Genomic DNA, 19,616 nt, shown 5'->3' with positions numbered 1-19,616 from the left:
ATTCCACCATGTACACATCGACTTTTTTGTCAGCACTACTACTGGCAAGTACCCAAGCCGTTGCAGAGCCACAACACATTGAACTGAAAGGTAAAATTAGCGGCGCTCAACACCAATCCTATGTTGCAGTACCCTTTGACGTGCCTGCTGGGACACAACATATCGAAGTCAGCTTTGACTACGACAACAGTCATCGCACCGTTATTGATCTCGGCTTAGAAGACCCACAGCGATTTCGTGGCTGGAGCGGCGGCAGTAAAAAGCAATTCAGTCTTTCCGAACTTGCTGCAACGCCTTCTTATCTTGCTGGCCCTATTATCGCCGGTGAGTGGAAGCTTATTCTTGGTGTTCCTAATATTCGTAGTACCAGCGAAAGTAGCTATCACGCCACCATTACACTCCACTCAACGATTCCCGATACACAACAGGTCATCGCTGATAAGCGTGGTTGGTACCGTGGCGATCTCCATGCTCACAGCGGGCAAAGTGATGGTTGGTGTCAATCCAAACGCGCGCAGAAAGTTGCCTGTCCGACGGAGCAAGGGCTCAGTCGAGCCGAACGTCTGCAGCTCGACTTTATCGCCTTTACCGAGCACAATTCGCGTGCTGGCTTTGCTGATGTCGCGCGCCTGCAACCCTTCTACGATAATTTGCTCATGCTCCCAGGCCGAGAAATCACCACATTTTATGGTCACGCGAATGTCTTGGGTGAGTCAGGGTTTATTGACTTTCGGATGACCGACAATGACTTTACCGCCATTCAAAAGCAGATCAATAACCAAGCGATTACCATCATTAATCATCCAAACTTACCCTCGGGTGAACAATGTATGGGCTGCGGTTGGCAAGCTGATGCGAACTACAATGCCGTCCAAGCCATTGAAGTCGCTAATAGCTCTACGCTGGCAAAAGCCGGCGGGAAAGGGCTTGCAACCACACTCTGGCATCAATTACTTGATCAAGGGTATCGGCTGAGTGCGACTGCAGGCAGCGATAACCACAATCCGCATGAGTTATTCCAAAAATGGGAAGCCATTACTGTGATTGAGGCCGATAACCTCTCTGCAGAAGCGCTTTATCGTGGCATTCGCGATGGTCGCGCGTTCATCGATCTGCAAAATCAAGGTGCAAGTTACTTGAACTTTAACGCAACGCAGGGCGAACAACAGGTCGCCATGGGGGGAGTACTCGAATATCACCCACAACAGCCGCTCACCCTAATGTTGGCAACAGATATCGAAGGCAGTTACTGGAAAGTGATTACCAGCAACGCCACCTACGAGATCCCGTATACCGACATCCCACATCAATTGCCAGCAGGTATCGATAGCGCATGGCTACGTGTCGAGCTCTACAGCGAAGCTGCTGAGCCGTTACTCGTTTCAAGCCCCATTTACTTGCACTCTCTTTAAAGCTCCACCCTCATACTGCATGGCGGTGTGAGGGCGCGTTACGCCAATAACAAACCAACGGCAATCAATGCTGGCATGCTGAGGTTGACGACCACGTTTTGACCGAGCAAGGCGTGCGGTATGTTCGATGGGCTTTGGAGTGTGCTAACACCGCGATAGAGCGGGATGGCAACGACTAAACTCACCAAACCAAGCAGTGCCCAAAGCGGCAAGACACCAACACCGACCAAAGCAACCAACAGGACATAAGGCGCCACTAAAAATGCTTGAAACACCCGCAGTGCTACCGCAGGGCTGGTGGCAATGATCAAATGTCTACGCCCCACTTGCACGTCGGCTTTGGCATCGGGAAATTGGTTTAACAAGAGCAAGTTATTCACCAAAAAGAAAGGGATAAACGAGGTCGCGAATGCCACACCACTGTAGCTCCCAGTCAACACATAATAACTTCCCAACACCATTAATGGTCCGAATCCAAGACCAGGTGCGATCAAGCATAACCAAGGAAGTCGGGTCAGCATAGGTGTGTAAGCAACCACTAACACAACCCCCAGCAAACCTAGAGGGAAGAGTCCCCAGCCGCGTAAATAGATAAAATAGAGGCCAATGGCGATCACAAGCGCCAGCAAACCTAATCCTAATGCTGCCGCAGCGTTTAGCGCTCTAGGTTGTGCTTGTAAGGCCCCACTGCCGCCACTAAAAGGCGTACGTTCCGTCAGTGCATCTAAACCTGAACGCGCATCGTCTACTTCATTAAGCACATTCACGCACGCATGCGCAATCACTGCACCGAGCGCGACTAAAGCCACCAACCACCACGTCATCGAGGCGCCAGCAGAGAACGCCAGCGCAACAGCCAATGCGGTCACTGATAAAGCCAGCAACAGAAACGCCGGACGAGTGGTTTGCACTAATGTGGCGAGCATCATAAAAAAAAGCTACCCGCTTGGATGAGCGCGTAGCCTTTCTTCGTCGCGCGAGAACAATTACAGTTCATCGCTACCCAGCAATTCTTTTTCAAACTCATCAGCCGTTGTCGCGACCGCCATAATAATGGTGCTCAATGAACTTGCTGATGCGTTTGCAGAAACTTGCGCGCGGAAAATGGCTAACTCGCTGCTGCCCATATCTTGAATCGACCAACCACCTAATTTCACATTAGCACTTTCACGCAATAAAGCTTCCATCACGGTCGCGCTAAAGCCTTCATCTGAGGTCGCGCCAACCGCCCATACTTCACGTACTTCCATGCCACCCAAGTGATTGGTAGCGCTATTAACAAACAACACGTGTGAGCGATTGTCATCAAACTCAAGGATCATGCGAAAGTCGCCATCACTATCAATTTCCCAATCATAACGACTGCCTTCCAGCGCCTCTTCCACGCGTGCATCGTAATCAGGCGAATCATCACCGACTTGTGCGACAACGGCCGAAGGAGTTAAAAATGAACTAGCGAGTACAAGTGCTGCTGCAAAAGCTTTCATGTGAAAGGGTCCTTAGTATAAAAGTGTTAAAAATATCAAAAACATGATAGTTGGTACGTTTACAATTTGTAAAGATTATTCCGCAATTTGTTCTGCTACACTGAACGTTAAATATGCAGGTTAACCAAACAACATGTGGTGGTTATGACAGCTTTTTTACTTCCGCCGGCACTGATCAATGCAGAAGGCGAGGTGCGCCGGGCTGGCTTCGAGCTCGAATTTTCTGGGCTTGATGTCGCTAGCAGCGCCGAGGCGACTGCGGCTGCTGTTGGTGGTTCTCCCTACGCCAAAAGTCCCGCCAGTTGGCGCGTGGACAGTCCATTAGGCACCTTCAAGATTGAGCTCGACTGGCGTTTTTTACACAAACTTGCGGGCAATAACCCGCAAAGTAAGCGCGCTGACCACTTGTTGGAATCGCTCAGCCAAGCTGCCAGTTTGGTTGTCCCTGTTGAAGTGATTTGCCCACCGCTGGCGATGAACAACCTAGCGCCGTTAAATGACCTCACCAACGCACTGCGTCGCGCCGGCGCGAAAGGAACTGAAGAGTCGCCCATTGCTGCATACGGCACCCACATTAATCCAGAATTGCCAGCGCTCGATAGTGCGACCATAGTGCGCTATCTCAAAGCCTTCGCCCTACTGCAATGGTGGCTGGTCGAACAGCATCATATCAATACCACACGTAAACTAAGCCCCTATATTGATCTTTATTCCGAGAGTTACCTGCATAAGGTGCTCACTTACAACACCCCGTCGCAAGAACAGCTCATCGACGACTATTTGCACGCCAATCACAGTCGCAATCGCGCCTTAGATTTACTGCCGCTGTTTGCTTATTTAGACGAAAAGCGTGTTCGGGCAGAAATGGGCGATGAAAAAATCAATCCTCGGCCGACCTTGCACTATCGTCTTCCCAATTGCCAAATTGACGACCCCAACTGGTCCTTGGCCCAAGAATGGCAACATTACTGCACCCTCGAGCGACTTGCCAACCGACCCAAGGCGCTGGCGGAACTCGCTAATGACTTCCGAGCCGCAGACCGGCCTGTCCTTGGCGTCTCTCGACCGGCTTGGGTGGAGCACGTAGACCTATGGCGCAACGAAAACCTCGCATAGGCGTTACCGGCGCTGGAAAGAAGTGGTCACCAAGCTGGTGGTCAACCCGTTTGGCACTGACCTTATGTGGTGCTGAAGTAGAACGTATTAGTGTGCATCACAGGCCGTCAGGGCTTCCGCTGCACGGCATTATCATTGGTGGCGGCAGCGATATTTCACCCGAGCATTATGGCGGCACCTTAAGCGGCAAGGTAAAGCACGATCATGAGCGTGATGACTTAGAAATGCGTTGGATCGCCAAAGCCTTACGTGACGGCTTACCCATACTCGGAATTTGTCGTGGGGCGCAACTCCTTAACGTGGTACACAAAGGGAACCTCTACGACGATATCCGCGACCTCCGTCACCATACTTACAACCGCCCTGGCTTGCTGCCAACCAAGCAGGTTTATGTCGATGAACGTTCACAACTTGGTGGTATCGTCAAAAAGCCTAAACTCCGCGTCAATAGCTTGCATCATCAGGCTGTTCATGAGGTTGGACAAGGACTCAAAATTGTTGCGCACGATTTAGATTTGCTGCCACAGGCCATTGAAAGCACGGGCAAACACCCCATTGTTGGCGTGCAATGGCATCCTGAATACTTATTTTACGTACCCAGTCAGCTGCGCTTATTTCGCTGGTTAGTCACGCAAGCGCGGCTATTCATGCGGCGTTAACAATAACTGCTCAAGCTCAGGTAAGGAGTTCACCGTATAATGCGGCGGGGTCGGCAACGGACACGGCAACGCGTGTTGATTCAACCAGCAGGCATGAATACCGCTACGTTGTGCGCCGAGCACATCGGAATGCGGATTATCCCCCGTCATCAGTACCCGCTCTGGTGCTGGATGCTGCATTTCTGCGAGGGCATGGGCAAAAATCTTAGGATCAGGCTTAGCCACACCAACTTGCTCAGAGATCACAATCAAATCAATTAAGTCGGTAAACCCAGTTTGCTCCAGTCGTGTGTGTTGCAACGCAGTAAAACCATTGGTTACGATTCCCACTTTACCTTGTTGGGCAACCCGCTCGAGCAACGCGCGCGCGCCCTCAAGCGGCTGACACACCTGCGCCATAGTGTCGATAAAGGCGGCATTCAGCTCTAGCGGTGCCACCTCTAAACGTGCCGCCCAATCGGCAAAGCGTTGTTTTTGCAACGCTTCAGCATCAATTTGGCCAGCCTGATAAGCCTCCCACAGTGGTTGGTTCAGGGCTTGATAGTCAGCGTAATCGGCAGCGTCAAAGCTGACCCCATAGGGCGCAAACATCTGTTGCAGCCCGACAAAGGCATCGAATGAAAACAAAGTTTCATCAGCGTCGAACAAAAACCAATCGTATTGCTGTAATTTTGTCATTGCGACTTAAAAGCTCCACCACACGCCAATCAGGCCCAGAACAATAAATACCGCTGCAGCGCAATAGCGCACAATATGAAGCGGCACATGACGCATGATCTTATCACCCAACATCACCACAGGTACATTGGCAAGTAACATTCCAACGGTCGTTCCCAAAGTAACCCAAAACACGCTGGCGTATTGTGCACCAAGCACCACCGTCGCGACTTGCGTTTTGTCGCCAATTTCCGCTAAGAAAAACAGGATAAACGTAGCGACAAAAGCACCGTAGCCACCGCAATTGGCTTCGTCATCATCGAGCTTATCAGGAATCAACACCCAGAGTCCGATGACGATAAAACTCACCGCAACCACTAAGCTTGCGTAGGCTTCAGGTAGCCAAGCAACAGCCCATTGGCCGAACCATGCAGAGATAAAATGATTGATGAGCGTCGCAGCAAGAATGCCAACGATAATAGCTGTTTTTTTGCGGTATTTTGCGACCAATAACAGGCTTAAAAGCTGCGTTTTATCGCCAATTTCAGCGAGTGCAACGGTAACTGTTGAGGTAAGAAAAGCTTCCATAATGTACTCCGGCGGGACCTGAACATAAGGCAAACAGCAACCCCCGCCATCTAGCGGTTGCTCTTTACCTCAGGTCTTGCCAGTTTCGGTGGCCCGAAACGAATACACCATGAACCAATGAGGGTTCAATTATGTTGACGCATTCTCCCGCCGGCACAAAGCACGCGGATCGACTACTCCCCTAAGACGGCGGTCATTCTACCCGCAGTTGCCGTTGACCGCAACCGTCTGACTGGTCAACGTATTACGAACTAGCGTATACTTGAACCTTTGTTGATAGACATCATTTTTTTGAACCGTACGGGAGGGGCAATGACGTCCTATATCCACTGCCAAAATTGCAGCATGGCAACACTTTGCTTACCGTATCAGTTGAGCCCTGAGCAAACTGAAAAGCTGGATACCATCATTCAGCGCCATCGTCCGATGCAGAAAAAAGATGTGTTGATCCACAGTGGTGAGCCACTGAAATACCTCTATGCGGTGCGCTCTGGTTCACTCAAGTCCTACACTATTGATAGCCAAGGTGATGAGCAAATTATTGATTTCCATTTGCCCGGCGATTTGATTGGTTTTGACGGCTTGATTGACGGTGAACACCGGAGTTTTACCCAAGCACTTGAAACCACCATGCTGTGCGAAATTCCGATGCAGTCACTCGACACGCTTTCAGCCGAACTGCCAGGTTTGCGCAAGCAACTGCTAAGGTTAATGAGCGGCGAGTTGTATGCCAGCAAAACCTTGTTGGGCACCCTGAATCACCATACCGCACAGCAACGTTTAGCGCACTTTTTGGTGACGCTATCGAGTCGTTTCCAGCAACGTGGCTTATCAAACCGCGAATTTCGTCTGTCGATGACCCGCGCAGACATCGCTAACTATTTAGGCTTATCGGTCGAGACGATCAGTCGTATTTTGACGAATCTACAGCAAGAAGAAGTGATTCGAGTCACCAACAAATTGGTGACCATTGAATCCTTGGAGAAGCTACGCACGATTGCGGCCTAACCTGCTATGACGGTACTTCTTCGCATCTTACTATGGCGGATTCTCGCCATAGTTGCCGTGCTGCTTGGAGTGATTGGTTTATTGTTACCAATTATGCCGACCGTGCCCTTTTTATTGGTGGCCGCATGGGCCGGTGGGAAGGGTTGGCCGGTATTAGAAGCGAAGCTACTTGCACACCCCAAATATGGCCCACAAATCATTGCTTGGCGGCAACATGGCGTGGTGAAGCGCCGCCCCAAAGTAATTGCCTCGGTGATGATGGGCGGCAGTGCCACCATGCTCTCCTTCAGCCCAGTTCCACTTTACCTGAAGCTCACTGTTATCGGCATTATGTTTACCGTTGCGGTGTGGCTATGGTTGCGTCCAGAACACGTTACCCCGGCCGACCATCCGCCCTCGGACGCGTCAAAATAGGCCAGTAAATCACCACATAAGAAAGGTAGGCGATAATCCACGCCACGCCTGCCACCCAATAGCTCAACATAATATTTTCTGGGTATAGCCAAAATCCGAGTACCCGCACCACTGCTGCGCCAATCAAGAGAGCAAAGGCCATGGGCATCCAACCATGCAGGGTAAGCGGTCGGCCACTATGGCCAAGGGAAACTCGTGCCATCATGCTCAGAATCATACTGCCCATCGCACCGACCAGTAACCAATGATGCAAGCGACTGAGCATGAAATCGCCGCTAAAATAGTGCCAAGCAAGCGACAGTAACCCCAGCGGAATAAACAAATACGCCAAGTGCAACGACCACACTAATGGCACTTTTAATGTGCGATCAAAGCGCCAGCGCAAGCAACGCACAAGCAGGGCCACACCTGCAATGGCATATAAGGCAGCCAAGGCTACTGCTGGCAACGCACCACTGAGCATGGTCAGGTGTAGCACAACGATCGCCCACAACGGCGCCAGAGCAAGGCGGTCAAGCCAAGGTAGGGCATTCACCCGTGGCGTTTGTGTACCGTTGGCAGTGAACATCGGAATAACCCGACCACCAATAATCGCAATCAATAAGGTGATCAGTAGAATCGCGCCGGTGATCCCTGCACGCTGAACATCGTAACGCGCAGCAAGGTGTCCATAGTGCATCAAACCATTGCATAGAGTGAGTAGGAGTAATACGGGGACAAAAAACAAATTGCGGGACTGGCCAATTTTAACTAAAGGCAGCGCCAGCAAAAGCGCTGCGCTGGGTAAAAAACTCATATCCAGCGCAACAGTTACCCAAGCGGGTAACGCTTGACCAACCGCGAAGCTAAGTCGCCCCAACAGCCATAACAGCACCAGTACCAACAGTGTTTTACCATGAGTCGCACGCAGGCCGGTCCAGTTCTGTACCGCCGTCAGCAAGAATCCGACCACAATGGCACTGACAAAACCAAACAGCATTTCATGACTGTGCCAAAACAACAGATGACCGTACCAAGGCAGCTCGACCTGCCGCTCCAAACCCAACAGCCACAGCACCATCGCAATGACGCTAAAGCTCGCGCCAAGCAAGAAAAATGGACGAAACGCTTGCCGTAATAACGGCCACATCCGCTGCTCAACAGTTAAATCGGTAATTTGAATCATGCTTGGTTTTGCCTTGGTAAGTCATGTAGCTGCACGCAGTATAGTGGATCGCACTAATGAAAACAGACTCCCTTTGTAAAGGTGACAACCACCGTCTTCATTGATCTGGATCAATTATCGCTGGTAATTTGACCACCGCTTTGCCCATCGACAGCGCTAAAATAGCCCCTCACTTTTGCCCTGCAAGCAGACTGTTGGAGAATTATATGACGACCATTACTTGGGATCAGGCGTTAATCGACAAATACAATATCAACGGCCCCCGTTACACCTCGTATCCAACAGCCCTGTCGCTCGCAGAGAACTGGGATCAAACCCAACTCGTCCAAGCACTAGAGCAAGCACCTGAACAATTAAGCTTGTACATTCACATTCCGTTTTGCCACAAGCTCTGCTACTACTGTGGTTGCAATAAAGTCGTGACGCGGCATCAGCATAAAGCCGACCGCTACCTCGACCATTTGGCCTTAGAAATGGCCATGTATGCCCAGCTCATTGGCGCACGACGCTTGCATCAAGTACACCTCGGTGGCGGCACGCCGACGTTCTTAACCGAAGCGCAGCTGACCCGTTTGCACAACCTGATTCGTACGCATTTTAGTCTTACGGAAGCGCCAGAGCTAAGCATTGAAATTGATCCGCGCAGTTGTAGTGACGACAAGCTTCGCCATCTGCGTCGTTTGGGATTCAACCGCGTCAGTTTTGGCGTACAAGACTTTGACGAAAAAGTGCAAATCGCAATTAATCGCGTCCAAGATACCGCGCTGATCAAGCACCAAGTCGCCCTGTGCCGCGAGTTAGGCTTTAGCTCCATCAACTTGGACCTGATTTACGGTTTGCCGTACCAAAACCCACGCTCGTTCGCCAGCTCCATCGATCAGGTCATTGCCATGAATCCTGATCGGGTATCGCTGTTCAGTTACGCACACTTACCAAGCCGCTTTGCTGGGCAACGTAAGATTAAAGATGAAAGCCTGCCAACTGCGCCGCTTAAGCTCGAGCTGCTGCAATTGGGTATCGAAAAGTTTACCGCGGCAGGGTATCAATTTATTGGTATGGACCACTTTGCGAAAGTTGATGACGCGCTCGCGGTTGCCCAGCGTGAAGGACGTCTGCAACGTAACTTCCAAGGCTATACCACTGCGGGGCAAGACTGCACCATTGGTATCGGCGCATCGTCGATCAGTCAGGTCAACGGCGTGCTCTGGCAAAATGCCAAGGACGTGCCTGATTATTACCACCTGCTTGAGCAACAACAGCGTTTACCTGTGGTGAAAGGTTTTCAGTCCAGCGCCGATGATCGCCTGCGGGCAGCGCTCATCAGCGAATTAATTTGCCACTTTGAGCTTTCTATTGAGCGCTTTGCCGAGCACTGGCAGCTTGCTGACTTTTGGCAGTACTTTGCCATTGCAAAAGACAAGCTACAGCCGTTTATTGAAGATGGTTTAGTCACACTTACGCCAACCCATGTGCGCGTATCCGATCTCGGACGCCTTTGGGTACGTAGCATTTGTGCTTGTTTTGACGCTTATTTGACGCAGCAGAGCAGCGCGCCGCGCTACTCCAAGGTGGTCTAACGATAGAGCAAATAGGCTTGCTCAGTGACAGGACTGTCTTCCAGTAATTCATTATTGCGCATGAAGCCCTCCACTCGGGCCATGCGCTCTACCTTGAAGCTATGCGCAAAGGCATCACGCACTTCAGTTTCAGCGATCGAAAACGGTGGTCCTTTCCAATACCCTGCAGGGTACTCTACGGTCACCAGCAGGCCGGTGCATCCCGCGGGTAAGGTGTGATTTAACAGTTCAATGTAGTCCTTGCGCATGGCCTCGGGCAAGGCCACCAATGAAGCTCGGTCGTACCAAGCATCGACATCGGCGAGATCCGCAGCAGTTAACGCGAAAACATCCCCTAACCAAATCACCAACTCATCGACGCGATACTCGGTAAATTTACCGCGCTTTTGAATACTCGGCTTGAGTTGATTCTCAGCGAAAAACGCCTCGACGGCGAGTGGGTTCAACTCGACCCCAAACACCCGGTAGCCTTGATCCAAAAGCCACAGCATATCGTTCGACTTGCCACACAAAGGCACAAACACACGACCGCTACGACACACTTTGGGAAAATAACTGATCAACAGGTCATGAAAGGCATCGCGATGAAAACCAATTTGCTGTTGCTGCCAACGTTGATGCCAAAATGCGTGGTCCATGAAAAGCTCCTTTACCTAGCGATCCTGTGATCTTTGATCACGATCAATATTCGTGACTTCAGGAGATTCTAAAATAATCCGTCCAAAAGTAATAGAGCAACGTCGCGTAATCAATCTTATGACAGAACCTTTTCAAGCCCCAGAACTCCTTAGTCCAGCCGGTAGTTTAGACGCCATGCGGATGGCGTTTGCCTATGGTGCCGATGCAGTCTATGCCGGTCAGCCGCGCTATAGCCTGCGCGTGCGCAACAACAGCTTTGATCTCGCCACCTTAAAAGTGGGGATCGACGAAGCCCATGCGCAAGGGAAAAAATTCTATGTGGTGGTCAACCTCGCGCCCCACAACGCCAAACTAAAAACCTTCGTTGAAGACATGGCGCCAGTCGTTGCGATGCAGCCAGATGCGCTGATCGTTTCTGACCCCGGCATCATCTATTTGCTGCGCGAGCACTACCCACAACAAGCGCTGCATTTATCCGTGCAAGCCAACACAGTGAACTGGGCCGCGGTAAAATTTTGGCATCAGCTTGGTGTCACCCGGGTCATTCTTTCTCGTGAGTTGGATGTCAAAGAGATCGCTGAAATTCGACGAAAGTGCCCAGAAATGGAGCTTGAAGTCTTTGTCCATGGCGCTCTGTGCATGGCCTATTCCGGCCGTTGCTTACTTTCTGGGTATATCAATAAACGCGATCCGAACCAAGGTGCCTGCACCAACGCCTGTCGCTGGCCCTACAAAGTGCATGATGCGGTCGAAGATGAGGTCGGTCAGTTTGGTCCTATCGACCGCCCGGTCTTGCTCGAAGAGCCACAACGTCCCGGTGAGCTGATGCTCATGGATGAGGACATTCATGGCACTTACATCATGAACTCCAAAGACCTACGCGGCGTGCAGCACGTACAAGCGCTCACCGAGATGGGCATTCATAGTTTGAAAATTGAAGGGCGCACCAAATCAACCTATTACGTTGCCCGCACCGCGCAAGTGTATCGCCAAGCCATTGATGATGCAGTGGCAGGACGCCCATTTAACCCGCAACTGTTGGCCGATTTAGAAGGCATGGCAAACCGCGGCTTTACCGAAGGTTTCTTACGCCGCCATGTGCCCAGTGAGCTGCAAAACTATCAAACCAGCCACAGTCATGGTGAACAGCTGCTCGTTGGTGCCATTGCGGCGACCAACCAACAAAGCGTGCTGGTTGATGTAAAAAACGCTTTCAGCTGCGGCGACACCCTGATTCTGATGAAGCCCTCTGGCAACGTGCGGTTTACCTTAAATGACCTGCACAGCAAAGACGGCGAAGTCATTACCCGTGCCCCAGGTTCAGGCCATCAGGTCTGTTTACGTCTGCCGGTGACCTTAGCTGCGGAAGAGCGGGCCGTTGCCATGCTGATCAAAGAACTACCGAAACCTCAACCGGTTGAAACCATCGCAATAAAGGAGATCACTGATGCCAGTTGTCATTGATAGTGATTGTATTAACTGTGATATGTGCGTACCCGAGTGTCCTAATGAAGCCATTGAAATGGGCTCTGCGCACTACGTGGTGAACAAAGACAAGTGTACCGAATGTGAAGGTTACTATGATGAACCTGCCTGCATTCCGGTGTGTCCTGTCGACTGCATGACCTTGGTCGCTGATTAATTCGACTGCTGTAAAGCGGTCTGCCGACACACATGCTGCAGCCAACCAAGCGGCCCAGCGTCGCTATGGTTGCGCGGGTAAGCTAACCCAATGGTGCGCTCTAAGGCAATATCCGCCAGCGGTCGCAAGACGATGTCCTGCCGTTCGCGGAGCGAGTCAAGATCAGGGGCTAAGGCACATCCAACACCGGCTGACACCAGTCCCAGCGCATACTCGATGGTATGGATGTCAGCACGAATGTCAGGTTGAATGCCTTGTCGGACAAGCTCCGGGTACAGCATTGACCAAGCTTCACATGGCGTGCGCTTGATCACCGCTAAGTGTTGCATTTGCGCCAACGCAATTTCTTCTTGCAAGGCCAGCGGATGCCCGGCAGGTAGAGCAACCACAAAACGGTCATGCCAAATAGGCAGGAACTGTTCCCCAGCTTTGAGCATGCGTGGCGTGATGATCCGCGCGTCCGCTTCATCATCAGGTTCCACCAAATGCAGCTCCAACCCATCCACACCGGTCGTGAACTCGCGAAGCAACTGACTCATCCGTTCAACCCCTAACGCACGAATTAAGCCAAGCCGAAATTGCACGCGCGTCACACTATGGCGAAATGACGCCCGCAGCGACTGCATTTGACTCAGCATGCGCCCAGCATGACCGTAAAGGCGTTCGCCGTCTTCGGTTGGAGTCACACCGCGTGACTGCCGCACAAACAGCTGCACGCGCAGTTCATCCTCAAGTTGTTGTAACGCTTTTGAAAGACTCGGTTGTGCCACATTGCAGGCGCGCGCGGCAGCACTAATGCTGCCTTCGTCGTACACCGCTACGAAGTATTGAAGCTGACGAATATCCATAGCTTTAAACTATGCCTTCTCTAATTTTTATATCGTTTAACTTTACGTTATTTCATCGTACAGTGGCAAAACAAACAACAACAATTGATCTGATTTGAGGTATGCAATGGCTCGTTTTCCTTTTGATTGGCAAGACCCGTTTCAATTTAGCGCAATGCTCACTGAAGAAGAGCGGATGATCCGCGATACCGCACACCAGTATTGCCAAGAGCGGCTAATGCCGCGGGTACTGACTGCCAACCGTGAAGAGCGCTTTGACCGCGAAATTATGAATGAACTCGGCGAGTTAGGCTTGCTTGGAGCAACCTTGCCAGAGGAATATGGCTGCTCCAATGTGAATTATGTTTGCTACGGTCTCGTTGCTCGTGAAGTCGAGCGTGTCGATAGCGGCTACCGTAGTGCGATGAGTGTACAGTCATCCCTTGTCATGCACCCCATTTATGCCTATGGCAGTGAAGAGCAACGCCAAAAGTACCTCCCGAAACTCGCCAGTGGCGAATGGGTGGGCTGTTTTGGTCTCACCGAACCGGACGCGGGCTCAGATCCTGCTGGCATGCGCACTACGGCGAAGAAAATTGACGGCGGCTACGTGCTCAAAGGCAGTAAAATGTGGATCACCAACTCTCCTATCGCCGATGTTTTCGTGGTTTGGGCCAAACTCGATGGCGACATCCGTGGCTTTGTCTTAGAAAAGGGCATGAAAGGCCTTTCTGCACCTAAAATTGACGGTAAATTCTCGCTACGTGCATCGATCACCGGCGAAATTGTCATGGATAACGTGGAAGTGCCAGAGTCTGCAATCTTGCCCAATGTCAGCGGCTTAAAAGGTCCCTTTGGCTGCCTTAACAAAGCCCGTTACGGCATTGCTTGGGGCTCGCTCGGTGCTGCTGAATTCTGCTGGCATGCGGCGCGCCAATACACACTTGACCGCAAACAATTTGATCGTCCATTAGCCGCGACCCAGTTGATCCAAAAGAAACTGGCCGATATGCAAACTGAAATCAGCATTGGCTTGCTCAGTTGTTTACAAGCCGGACGTCTGATGGATGCCGGCCAACTGCCTCCTGAAACCATCTCCTTGATCAAGCGAAATTCGTGCGGCAAGGCCCTCGATATTGCGCGCATCGCCCGTGACATGCATGGCGGGAACGGTATTGCCGATGAGTATCACGTGATTCGTCATGTTATGAATCTCGAAGCGGTGAATACCTACGAAGGAACACACGATGTGCATGCCTTGATTTTAGGCCGTGCGCAAACTGGGCTCCAAGCTTTTAGCGGCTAAGTCACCGCGCAACGCGAACTACGGAACGGAGGCGTTTATGGCTGCTGCTATGCACCCATGGCTGGTGGACTTTATCCAGCGTATCGAACAACACCAATTGCCACGCGCGCAAGCCGCGGGTGGTATTCTCAATGATGCCGAGTTAGTTGAGCTGTTTGACTCGCAATTAGCCAGTCGCTTGTTGGACTTACAATCCCGTTTAATGCAAGCGGCCGGACAAAGTTTCTACACCATTGGTAGCTCCGGTCATGAGGCCAACGCAGCTGTCGCCAAAGCACTAAGGGTGAATGACCCAGCGTTTTTGCACTATCGCAGCGGCGCTTTTTTTGTCCAGCGTGCCAAGCAAAAAGCAGGTACCACACCGCTATACGATATGTTGCTTAGCTTCGCAGCCTCAAGCGCCGATCCGATTTCTGGGGGCCGCCACAAAGTTCTGGGTAGTCTCGACTTACACGTGCCACCGCAAACCAGCACCATTGCCTCGCACGTACCTAAGGCAATGGGGACAGCCTTTGCACTGGGCTTATCGAAACGTTTGCAGCACCAAGGCACTTGGCCGCACGATGCCATTGCCGTTTGTAGCTTTGGCGATGCCTCGGCAAACCACTCGACCGCACTAGGTGCCATTAACTCGGCCAGTTGGGCCGCCTACCAGCAAATACCTATGCCGCTGTTGTTGGTGTGCGAAGACAACGGACTCGGTATCTCTACGCATACGCCGCAGGGCTGGATTCAGCAACAACTTAGCCAGCGACCGGCGCTCAAATACTTTTTTGCCGACGGTAGCAATCTTGCAGAAACCTACTTGGTCGCCCAGCAAGCCGCTGATTATGTCCGTCACAAACGCAAACCTGCGGTATTGCACCTACGCACCATTCGTTTGTTTGGACACGCCGGCGCCGATGCTGAAGTGGCGTATCGTAGCAAGCAAGAAATTGCCCGCGATGCCGAGCGCGATCCGCTGCTGTACAGCTGTGCCGCGCTAATCAGTCGAGATTTGTTTACCACCACCACGCTGGTTGCACATATTCGTCGGCAACAGCAGCGTATTGCCCGCATTGCGAACCACGCTGCGCAGCAACCCAAACTTACGGACGCAGCACAAGTGATGCGCTCTATCGTGCCACCACGCAACGAGGCCGTGCAGCCAGCGTTGCCCAGTGAAGCGCAGCGCCAGCAACTGTTCAATTTCGATAAACATAACCTTGCCAAACCGCAACACTTGGCCAAGCTGCTGAATTGGTCCTTGCATGATCTGATGGCGCAATACGGCAACATTGTTATGTGCGGTGAAGACATTGCCAAGAAGGGCGGGGTTTACCATGTGACCCAGCACCTTATGGAAGCGTTTGGCCCCAACCGAGTGCTCAACACCGTGCTTGATGAGCAAAGTATTCTTGGTTTGGCCATCGGCATGGCACAGCAAGGCTTTATTGCGATGCCCGAGATTCAGTTCCTCGCCTACGTGCACAATGCTGAAGACCAGATTCGTGGCGAAGCGGCAACCTTGTCCTTTTTCTCGGACGGTCAATACACCAACCCTATGGTGATCCGCATCGCTGGCCTGGCCTATCAAAAAGGCTTTGGGGGTCACTTCCACAACGACAACTCCTTCGCCGTGTTCCGCGATATTCCCGGGGTTATCGTGTTGTGTCCATCGAACGGTCACGATGGTGCATTATTGATGCGCCAAGCAGTGCAATTGGCCGCTATCGAGCAACGCGTGGTGATCATGCTTGAACCTATTGCGTTGTATATGACACGCGACCTTCACCAAGAAGGCGACGGTGGCTGGCTCAATACCTATCCAGAGCCAACCACACCCGTCCCAGAGTTGGGTGTGCCGGCGGTACATGATGACGGTGAAGATTTGGCCATTATTTCCTACGGCAACGGCTATTACCTGAGCCGCCAAGCGCATGCCAAGCTTACCGCGGCAGGACATCGCGTGCGCGTGCTCGACATCCGCTGTTTAGTGCCATTACATGTCGACAAAATTGTCGCTGCGCTTGGTAATAGCAAGCGCATCTTAATTGTCGATGAGTGTCGTCGGCGCGGCTCACTCAGCGAAGAATTGATGACTGCACTGTATGAACACTACCCGCAACGCTTTAGCGTGCAGCGCATCACTGCTGAAGACAGCTTTATTCCGCTTGGCAAAGCCGCTTACACGGTCTTACCATCCGCAGACGGCATCGTCACCACCGCCAAGGCAATGTTGCAGGGAGATCCGGCATGAAAAAAACAGCATTAGTCGTGTGCCCTGGACGCGGCACCTACAACAAACCAGAACTTGGGTCGATCTACGCGAACATCGCCTCATCTTCGCCGAAAATAAAAGAAGATTTAAAATCTACCCTCGCGCGCATTGATGCCGAACGCGCCGCACTCGGACTTGCCACCGTCACCGAGCTAGACCAAGCCAAAGGGTTTAAATCGTCGCTGCATCAAAAAGCAGAACATGCCGCAGCATTGATCTACGCTGCTGGTTACCTTGATTTTTTAAGTATTGACCGCGAGCAGTTTGAGGTCGTTGCCATTACCGGGAACTCAATGGGCTGGTACACCGCCATGGCTTGCGCCGAAGCCTGGTCAATTAGTACCGCCACTCGGTTGGTCACAAGCATGGCGCAATTAACGGCAGGCGGTGCTGGAGCGCAGTTCATCTACCCAACGGTCGATGACCAGTGGCGCCCCGATGCTCAGCGCGAAGCAGCCGTTGAGGGGCAGCTAGCGGCCTATCCAAACACCCTGATGCGCTCGATTAACTATGGTGGTTATGCGGTCTTAGCTGGCACAGAAGAAGCCTGCAGTGCCGCCGTGCGTGACTTACCGAAAGTAGACGAGCGCTTTCCCATGGTGTTGCCCGGCCATGCGGCATTTCACACCTCGCTCATGGCTGAAGCAGCACAAGCTGCCCAAGAAACCTGGCCGATCGCCGCCTTTCAAATGCCGCAAACACCGCTTATCGATGGACGTGGCTACCAATGGCTAACGCCGAGTGTTGATGCGCGCGCGCTGCAGCAGTACACACTGGGTCACCAAGTCACTGAAACCTATGACTTCAGCAAAGCCATCCAAGTGGCTGTCAAAGAGTTTGCCCCCGATCATATTATCTTGCTAGGCCCTGGTAGCGGTTTGGGTGGCGCCGTTGCACAAGCGCTGATTGCGATCGGCTGGCAGGGCATCACCGACAAAACCAGCTTCGTGCAAGGGCAAAGTGAAGCCATGCCCTATGTGCTTAGCATGGGGTTGCCTGAACAACGTGCTCTGGTGACAGCTGCGCAAACTTAACCGGTAATGCCCGCAGCCCTTGTTTGCCGCGGGCCGTTAAATCGGTCATAAACTGGAATTGTTGGCGCGGATCGATGGGGTAGGCCTTCAGCTTGTAGTGAGTGCCCCACGGCTCTTCAAACGCAATCACGACGATCGGCTTGGCCAGTTGCACATAAGGGCTGGTCAAGGCGACATCTTCCAACAAGTGTTTGACGCGATTCGCATCGTGCTCGGGCTCCAGGTAAAAATTCACGACCACCATTAAGCTTGGCCCGCCATTGTTGGCGTTATGAATTAAGTTTGACCACAACTTCAAGTGCGGTATGAATACCACGGTATCGTCCGGGGTCACGATTTCGACCGCACGCATGCCAATATGCTTCACTTCTCCGTACGTACCTTCCACCTCTATCCAATCGCCGGGACGATAAGGTAACTCGTATACGGCAACGATCCCGGCGATGAGGCTACTGACATAGTCTTTCAAGGCAAAACCGATCGCTAACCCGGCAGCACCTAAAATAGCCACCATATTCTGCATGCTTGGTTCAATCACCAAGGGAACAATCCAAATAAAAGCGACAATAAACACGATGACGCGAATGGTCGGAATCATCGCTAAGGCCAACAAGCGTTGCTTGCCATGCAAATGCTCCGCGACCCAAGGTAGCAAGCGCTGACTAAGCCAGATCACCAGTAATGCGACAACAATCACCACGGCAATTTCAATCAAGACACCACTGGTGATCTCTTTGAACAAACCTAAAATCTTTTCTGCGTTCATTGCCCTGCTCCTAGAATGCATCCAGCCAATAGCCGCGCCCGCTCAGAAAATCACGGACCTCACGGTAGGCATAGGCGGTCACACGCCAAACCTGATCGTCGTATTCCACCACGCCATGCTGTTGCAGCCGTAACAGTTGTACGTCCAATTGGTCCGCCGCCAGCATGGGCAGAACCCACTGCAAATGCTCACCTTGCAAACCATGATGCAACAGCAAACTATATAAAATAAACGCGGTGCTATCGTCGGCCTCACTCGGTAAACTCGGCGCGCGCTTGTCACTGCTTTGAGCCACCGCCCACAAGGCTAACGCGACGCCAAGATTGCCTCGCGCCTGCGCCGTCAACTTCCGGAGCTGTTTATCACTGGCAGTGATACCGACTTGTTGCAACAACTCTGGTGTCGCTGCGGCGAAACAATAACAATGGGGCAGCGCTAGCGGCCAAGCACGCTGCAAAAAAGCATAGGTCCAACTATCTATCACCACCACGCCTTGCCCCAGCTCACCACGTAACAGGCGCGGTAACAAGGCCCGCACAAAGGCTAAATGCTCGGTGGTGCGTAGCCAAAAGGAAGAGAACTCATCCATTAACCATGGCCTATCACCTACCTGCTGTTGCTGCCACCACAGCTCGGTATCGGCACTACTGAGTTGCGCGATAGAAGGTGGCGTAATCGTCCGGTAGTGGTGCTGTTCGGCCCACGCGCGCAAGACCGCGCCAGTGCCACTAAACGGCGCACTAATCACAAAACGTACACGCGGCGCGTCCGTCGCTTCTTGCCAAGCGGCATCGATGGCAGCTACAGCGGGCGGCAATGCAAACTCACGATAGTGCGGAAAGTCTTGCGCGACATCCTCTGTTTCGTCGCTGTCGGTACGGCCAAATAACGTCCGAACATGCGACCATGCTTGTTGTATGACGGTGCTTGCCGGCGCTGATGGGCGCTCAAAGTTCTCAAATGGGATCAGTTGCCAATGATTACTTTGTGCCATAAAGTTAAGTCACTCTTAAGTCTTATGATGTATTACACTGTACACCATCTCACTGAAACGAAAAG

Annotated in this window: 20 protein-coding genes and 1 riboswitch; of the genes, 11 read left to right on the top strand and 9 right to left on the bottom strand. The window is 52.0% G+C overall.

Annotated elements, in window-relative coordinates:
- Positions 1-8: 8 nt before the first annotated feature.
- Positions 9-1,412, top strand: coding sequence for a CehA/McbA family metallohydrolase (locus G535_RS0101905; protein WP_026860517.1), 1,404 nt, complete (start codon positions 9-11; stop codon positions 1,410-1,412).
- Positions 1,413-1,450: 38 nt separating this feature from the next.
- On the opposite strand, the gene G535_RS0101900 is transcribed toward G535_RS0101905, so the two are convergent.
- Both G535_RS0101900 and G535_RS13765 read right to left on the bottom strand, forming a co-directional pair.
- Positions 1,451-2,341, bottom strand: coding sequence for a prenyltransferase (locus tag G535_RS0101900; protein ID WP_051206896.1), 891 nt, complete (start codon positions 2,339-2,341; stop codon positions 1,451-1,453).
- 57 nt (positions 2,342-2,398) lie between these two features.
- A complete protein-coding gene (locus G535_RS13765) occupies positions 2,399-2,899 on the bottom strand; it encodes a hypothetical protein (protein WP_051206895.1) in 501 nt (166 codons plus the stop codon).
- Between the two features lie 144 nt (positions 2,900-3,043).
- On the opposite strand from G535_RS13765, the gene G535_RS0101890 reads away from it, so the two are divergent.
- Both G535_RS0101890 and G535_RS0101885 read left to right on the top strand, forming a co-directional pair.
- On the top strand, positions 3,044-4,015 hold the full coding sequence (locus tag G535_RS0101890) for an amidoligase family protein (RefSeq protein ID WP_026860515.1): 972 nt from the start codon (positions 3,044-3,046) through the stop codon (positions 4,013-4,015).
- Positions 3,991-4,674 carry a gamma-glutamyl-gamma-aminobutyrate hydrolase family protein gene (locus G535_RS0101885; RefSeq protein ID WP_026860514.1) on the top strand — a complete coding sequence of 228 codons (684 nt, stop codon included), beginning with the start codon at positions 3,991-3,993 and terminating at the stop codon, positions 4,672-4,674. Before G535_RS0101890 ends, G535_RS0101885 begins: the two co-directional genes overlap by 25 nt.
- Here the strand turns inward: G535_RS0101885 and yjjG are convergent.
- Both yjjG and G535_RS0101875 read right to left on the bottom strand, forming a co-directional pair.
- Positions 4,657-5,352, bottom strand: a complete 696-nt coding sequence (gene yjjG, locus G535_RS0101880) for a pyrimidine 5'-nucleotidase (protein WP_026860513.1) — start codon at positions 5,350-5,352, stop codon at positions 4,657-4,659. The genes G535_RS0101885 and yjjG overlap by 18 nt on opposite strands.
- A gap of 6 nt (positions 5,353-5,358) precedes the next feature.
- Complete coding sequence (locus tag G535_RS0101875) at positions 5,359-5,919, bottom strand: TMEM165/GDT1 family protein (RefSeq protein WP_026860512.1); 561 nt, start codon at positions 5,917-5,919, stop codon at positions 5,359-5,361.
- Between the two features lie 5 nt (positions 5,920-5,924).
- Positions 5,925-6,113, bottom strand: a riboswitch (yybP-ykoY riboswitch).
- Between the two features lie 118 nt (positions 6,114-6,231).
- On the opposite strand from G535_RS0101875, the gene fnr reads away from it, so the two are divergent.
- Both fnr and G535_RS0101865 read left to right on the top strand, forming a co-directional pair.
- Positions 6,232-6,927, top strand: a complete 696-nt coding sequence (gene fnr, locus G535_RS0101870; protein WP_051206894.1) for a fumarate/nitrate reduction transcriptional regulator Fnr — start codon at positions 6,232-6,234, stop codon at positions 6,925-6,927.
- Positions 6,928-6,933: 6 nt separating this feature from the next.
- Complete coding sequence (locus G535_RS0101865; protein WP_026860510.1) at positions 6,934-7,341, top strand: YbaN family protein; 408 nt, start codon at positions 6,934-6,936, stop codon at positions 7,339-7,341.
- Here G535_RS0101865 and G535_RS0101860 read toward each other — a convergent pair.
- Positions 7,301-8,506, bottom strand: coding sequence for an NnrS family protein (locus G535_RS0101860; protein ID WP_198678995.1), 1,206 nt, complete (start codon positions 8,504-8,506; stop codon positions 7,301-7,303). The genes G535_RS0101865 and G535_RS0101860 overlap by 41 nt on opposite strands.
- A gap of 206 nt (positions 8,507-8,712) precedes the next feature.
- On the opposite strand from G535_RS0101860, the gene hemN reads away from it, so the two are divergent.
- Positions 8,713-10,083: an oxygen-independent coproporphyrinogen III oxidase gene (gene hemN, locus G535_RS0101855; RefSeq protein ID WP_026860508.1), complete on the top strand. Its 1,371-nt coding sequence runs from the start codon at positions 8,713-8,715 to the stop codon at positions 10,081-10,083.
- Here the strand turns inward: hemN and G535_RS12645 are convergent.
- Positions 10,080-10,721: a thiopurine S-methyltransferase gene (locus tag G535_RS12645; protein ID WP_034727336.1), complete on the bottom strand. Its 642-nt coding sequence runs from the start codon at positions 10,719-10,721 to the stop codon at positions 10,080-10,082. The two genes, hemN and G535_RS12645, sit on opposite strands and share 4 nt — an antisense overlap.
- 118 nt (positions 10,722-10,839) lie before the next feature.
- Here G535_RS12645 and trhP point away from each other — a divergent pair, with 118 nt between their 5' ends.
- On the top strand, positions 10,840-12,186 hold the full coding sequence (gene trhP, locus G535_RS0101845; protein WP_026860507.1) for a prephenate-dependent tRNA uridine(34) hydroxylase TrhP: 1,347 nt from the start codon (positions 10,840-10,842) through the stop codon (positions 12,184-12,186).
- The gene (locus tag G535_RS0101840) at positions 12,170-12,364 is read left to right on the top strand and encodes a YfhL family 4Fe-4S dicluster ferredoxin (protein WP_026860506.1); all 195 of its coding nucleotides are present in this window, start codon (positions 12,170-12,172) and stop codon (positions 12,362-12,364) included. The genes trhP and G535_RS0101840 overlap by 17 nt, the downstream gene beginning before the upstream one ends.
- Here the strand turns inward: G535_RS0101840 and G535_RS0101835 are convergent.
- The gene (locus G535_RS0101835) at positions 12,361-13,212 is read right to left on the bottom strand and encodes a LysR family transcriptional regulator (protein WP_026860505.1); all 852 of its coding nucleotides are present in this window, start codon (positions 13,210-13,212) and stop codon (positions 12,361-12,363) included. The genes G535_RS0101840 and G535_RS0101835 overlap by 4 nt on opposite strands.
- A gap of 106 nt (positions 13,213-13,318) precedes the next feature.
- Here G535_RS0101835 and G535_RS0101830 point away from each other — a divergent pair, with 106 nt between their 5' ends.
- The 3 genes from G535_RS0101830 to G535_RS0101820 are packed head-to-tail and all read left to right on the top strand — an operon-like array spanning position 13,319 to position 17,791.
- A complete protein-coding gene (locus tag G535_RS0101830) occupies positions 13,319-14,497 on the top strand; it encodes an acyl-CoA dehydrogenase (RefSeq protein WP_026860504.1) in 1,179 nt (392 codons plus the stop codon).
- Between the two features lie 37 nt (positions 14,498-14,534).
- A complete protein-coding gene (locus tag G535_RS0101825) occupies positions 14,535-16,736 on the top strand; it encodes a thiamine pyrophosphate-dependent enzyme (RefSeq protein WP_026860503.1) in 2,202 nt (733 codons plus the stop codon).
- Complete coding sequence (locus tag G535_RS0101820) at positions 16,733-17,791, top strand: malonyl CoA-ACP transacylase (RefSeq protein WP_026860502.1); 1,059 nt, start codon at positions 16,733-16,735, stop codon at positions 17,789-17,791. Before G535_RS0101825 ends, G535_RS0101820 begins: the two co-directional genes overlap by 4 nt.
- Here G535_RS0101820 and G535_RS0101815 read toward each other — a convergent pair.
- A complete protein-coding gene (locus G535_RS0101815) occupies positions 17,739-18,557 on the bottom strand; it encodes a mechanosensitive ion channel family protein (RefSeq protein WP_026860501.1) in 819 nt (272 codons plus the stop codon). The genes G535_RS0101820 and G535_RS0101815 overlap by 53 nt on opposite strands.
- Before the next feature lie 10 nt (positions 18,558-18,567).
- Positions 18,568-19,551: a hypothetical protein gene (locus G535_RS0101810; protein ID WP_026860500.1), complete on the bottom strand. Its 984-nt coding sequence runs from the start codon at positions 19,549-19,551 to the stop codon at positions 18,568-18,570.
- Positions 19,552-19,616: the final 65 nt, after the last annotated feature.

It is taken from the genome of Pseudidiomarina sediminum DSM 21906, from assembly GCF_000423165.1.
GTDB classification, from domain to species: Bacteria; Pseudomonadota; Gammaproteobacteria; order Enterobacterales; family Alteromonadaceae; genus Pseudidiomarina; species Pseudidiomarina sediminum.
The sequence above is the reverse complement of the archived record's forward strand: the minus strand, read 5'-3'. Positions and strand labels throughout refer to the sequence as shown.

Bases quoted from the DNA above. Each gene is read 5' to 3' on its own strand.
- G535_RS0101875 (WP_026860512.1), bottom strand. From the start codon at position 5,919: ATGGAAGCTTTTCTTACCTCAACAGTTACCGTTGCACTCGCTGAAATT.
- G535_RS0101905 (WP_026860517.1), top strand. From the start codon at position 9: ATGTACACATCGACTTTTTTGTCAGCACTACTACTGGCAAGTACCCAA.
- G535_RS0101865 (WP_026860510.1), top strand. From the start codon at position 6,934: ATGACGGTACTTCTTCGCATCTTACTATGGCGGATTCTCGCCATAGTT.
- trhP (WP_026860507.1), top strand. From the start codon at position 10,840: ATGACAGAACCTTTTCAAGCCCCAGAACTCCTTAGTCCAGCCGGTAGT.
- G535_RS0101830 (WP_026860504.1), top strand. From the start codon at position 13,319: ATGGCTCGTTTTCCTTTTGATTGGCAAGACCCGTTTCAATTTAGCGCA.
- G535_RS0101885 (WP_026860514.1), top strand. From the start codon at position 3,991: ATGGCGCAACGAAAACCTCGCATAGGCGTTACCGGCGCTGGAAAGAAG.
- G535_RS0101900 (WP_051206896.1), bottom strand. From the start codon at position 2,341: ATGATGCTCGCCACATTAGTGCAAACCACTCGTCCGGCGTTTCTGTTG.
- G535_RS0101840 (WP_026860506.1), top strand. From the start codon at position 12,170: ATGCCAGTTGTCATTGATAGTGATTGTATTAACTGTGATATGTGCGTA.
- fnr (WP_051206894.1), top strand. From the start codon at position 6,232: ATGACGTCCTATATCCACTGCCAAAATTGCAGCATGGCAACACTTTGC.
- G535_RS0101835 (WP_026860505.1), bottom strand. From the start codon at position 13,212: ATGGATATTCGTCAGCTTCAATACTTCGTAGCGGTGTACGACGAAGGC.
- G535_RS0101890 (WP_026860515.1), top strand. From the start codon at position 3,044: ATGACAGCTTTTTTACTTCCGCCGGCACTGATCAATGCAGAAGGCGAG.
- G535_RS0101810 (WP_026860500.1), bottom strand. From the start codon at position 19,551: ATGGCACAAAGTAATCATTGGCAACTGATCCCATTTGAGAACTTTGAG.
- yjjG (WP_026860513.1), bottom strand. From the start codon at position 5,352: ATGACAAAATTACAGCAATACGATTGGTTTTTGTTCGACGCTGATGAA.
- G535_RS0101820 (WP_026860502.1), top strand. From the start codon at position 16,733: ATGAAAAAAACAGCATTAGTCGTGTGCCCTGGACGCGGCACCTACAAC.
- G535_RS12645 (WP_034727336.1), bottom strand. From the start codon at position 10,721: ATGGACCACGCATTTTGGCATCAACGTTGGCAGCAACAGCAAATTGGT.
- G535_RS13765 (WP_051206895.1), bottom strand. From the start codon at position 2,899: ATGAAAGCTTTTGCAGCAGCACTTGTACTCGCTAGTTCATTTTTAACT.
- G535_RS0101860 (WP_198678995.1), bottom strand. From the start codon at position 8,506: ATGATTCAAATTACCGATTTAACTGTTGAGCAGCGGATGTGGCCGTTA.
- G535_RS0101815 (WP_026860501.1), bottom strand. From the start codon at position 18,557: ATGAACGCAGAAAAGATTTTAGGTTTGTTCAAAGAGATCACCAGTGGT.
- hemN (WP_026860508.1), top strand. From the start codon at position 8,713: ATGACGACCATTACTTGGGATCAGGCGTTAATCGACAAATACAATATC.
- G535_RS0101825 (WP_026860503.1), top strand. From the start codon at position 14,535: ATGGCTGCTGCTATGCACCCATGGCTGGTGGACTTTATCCAGCGTATC.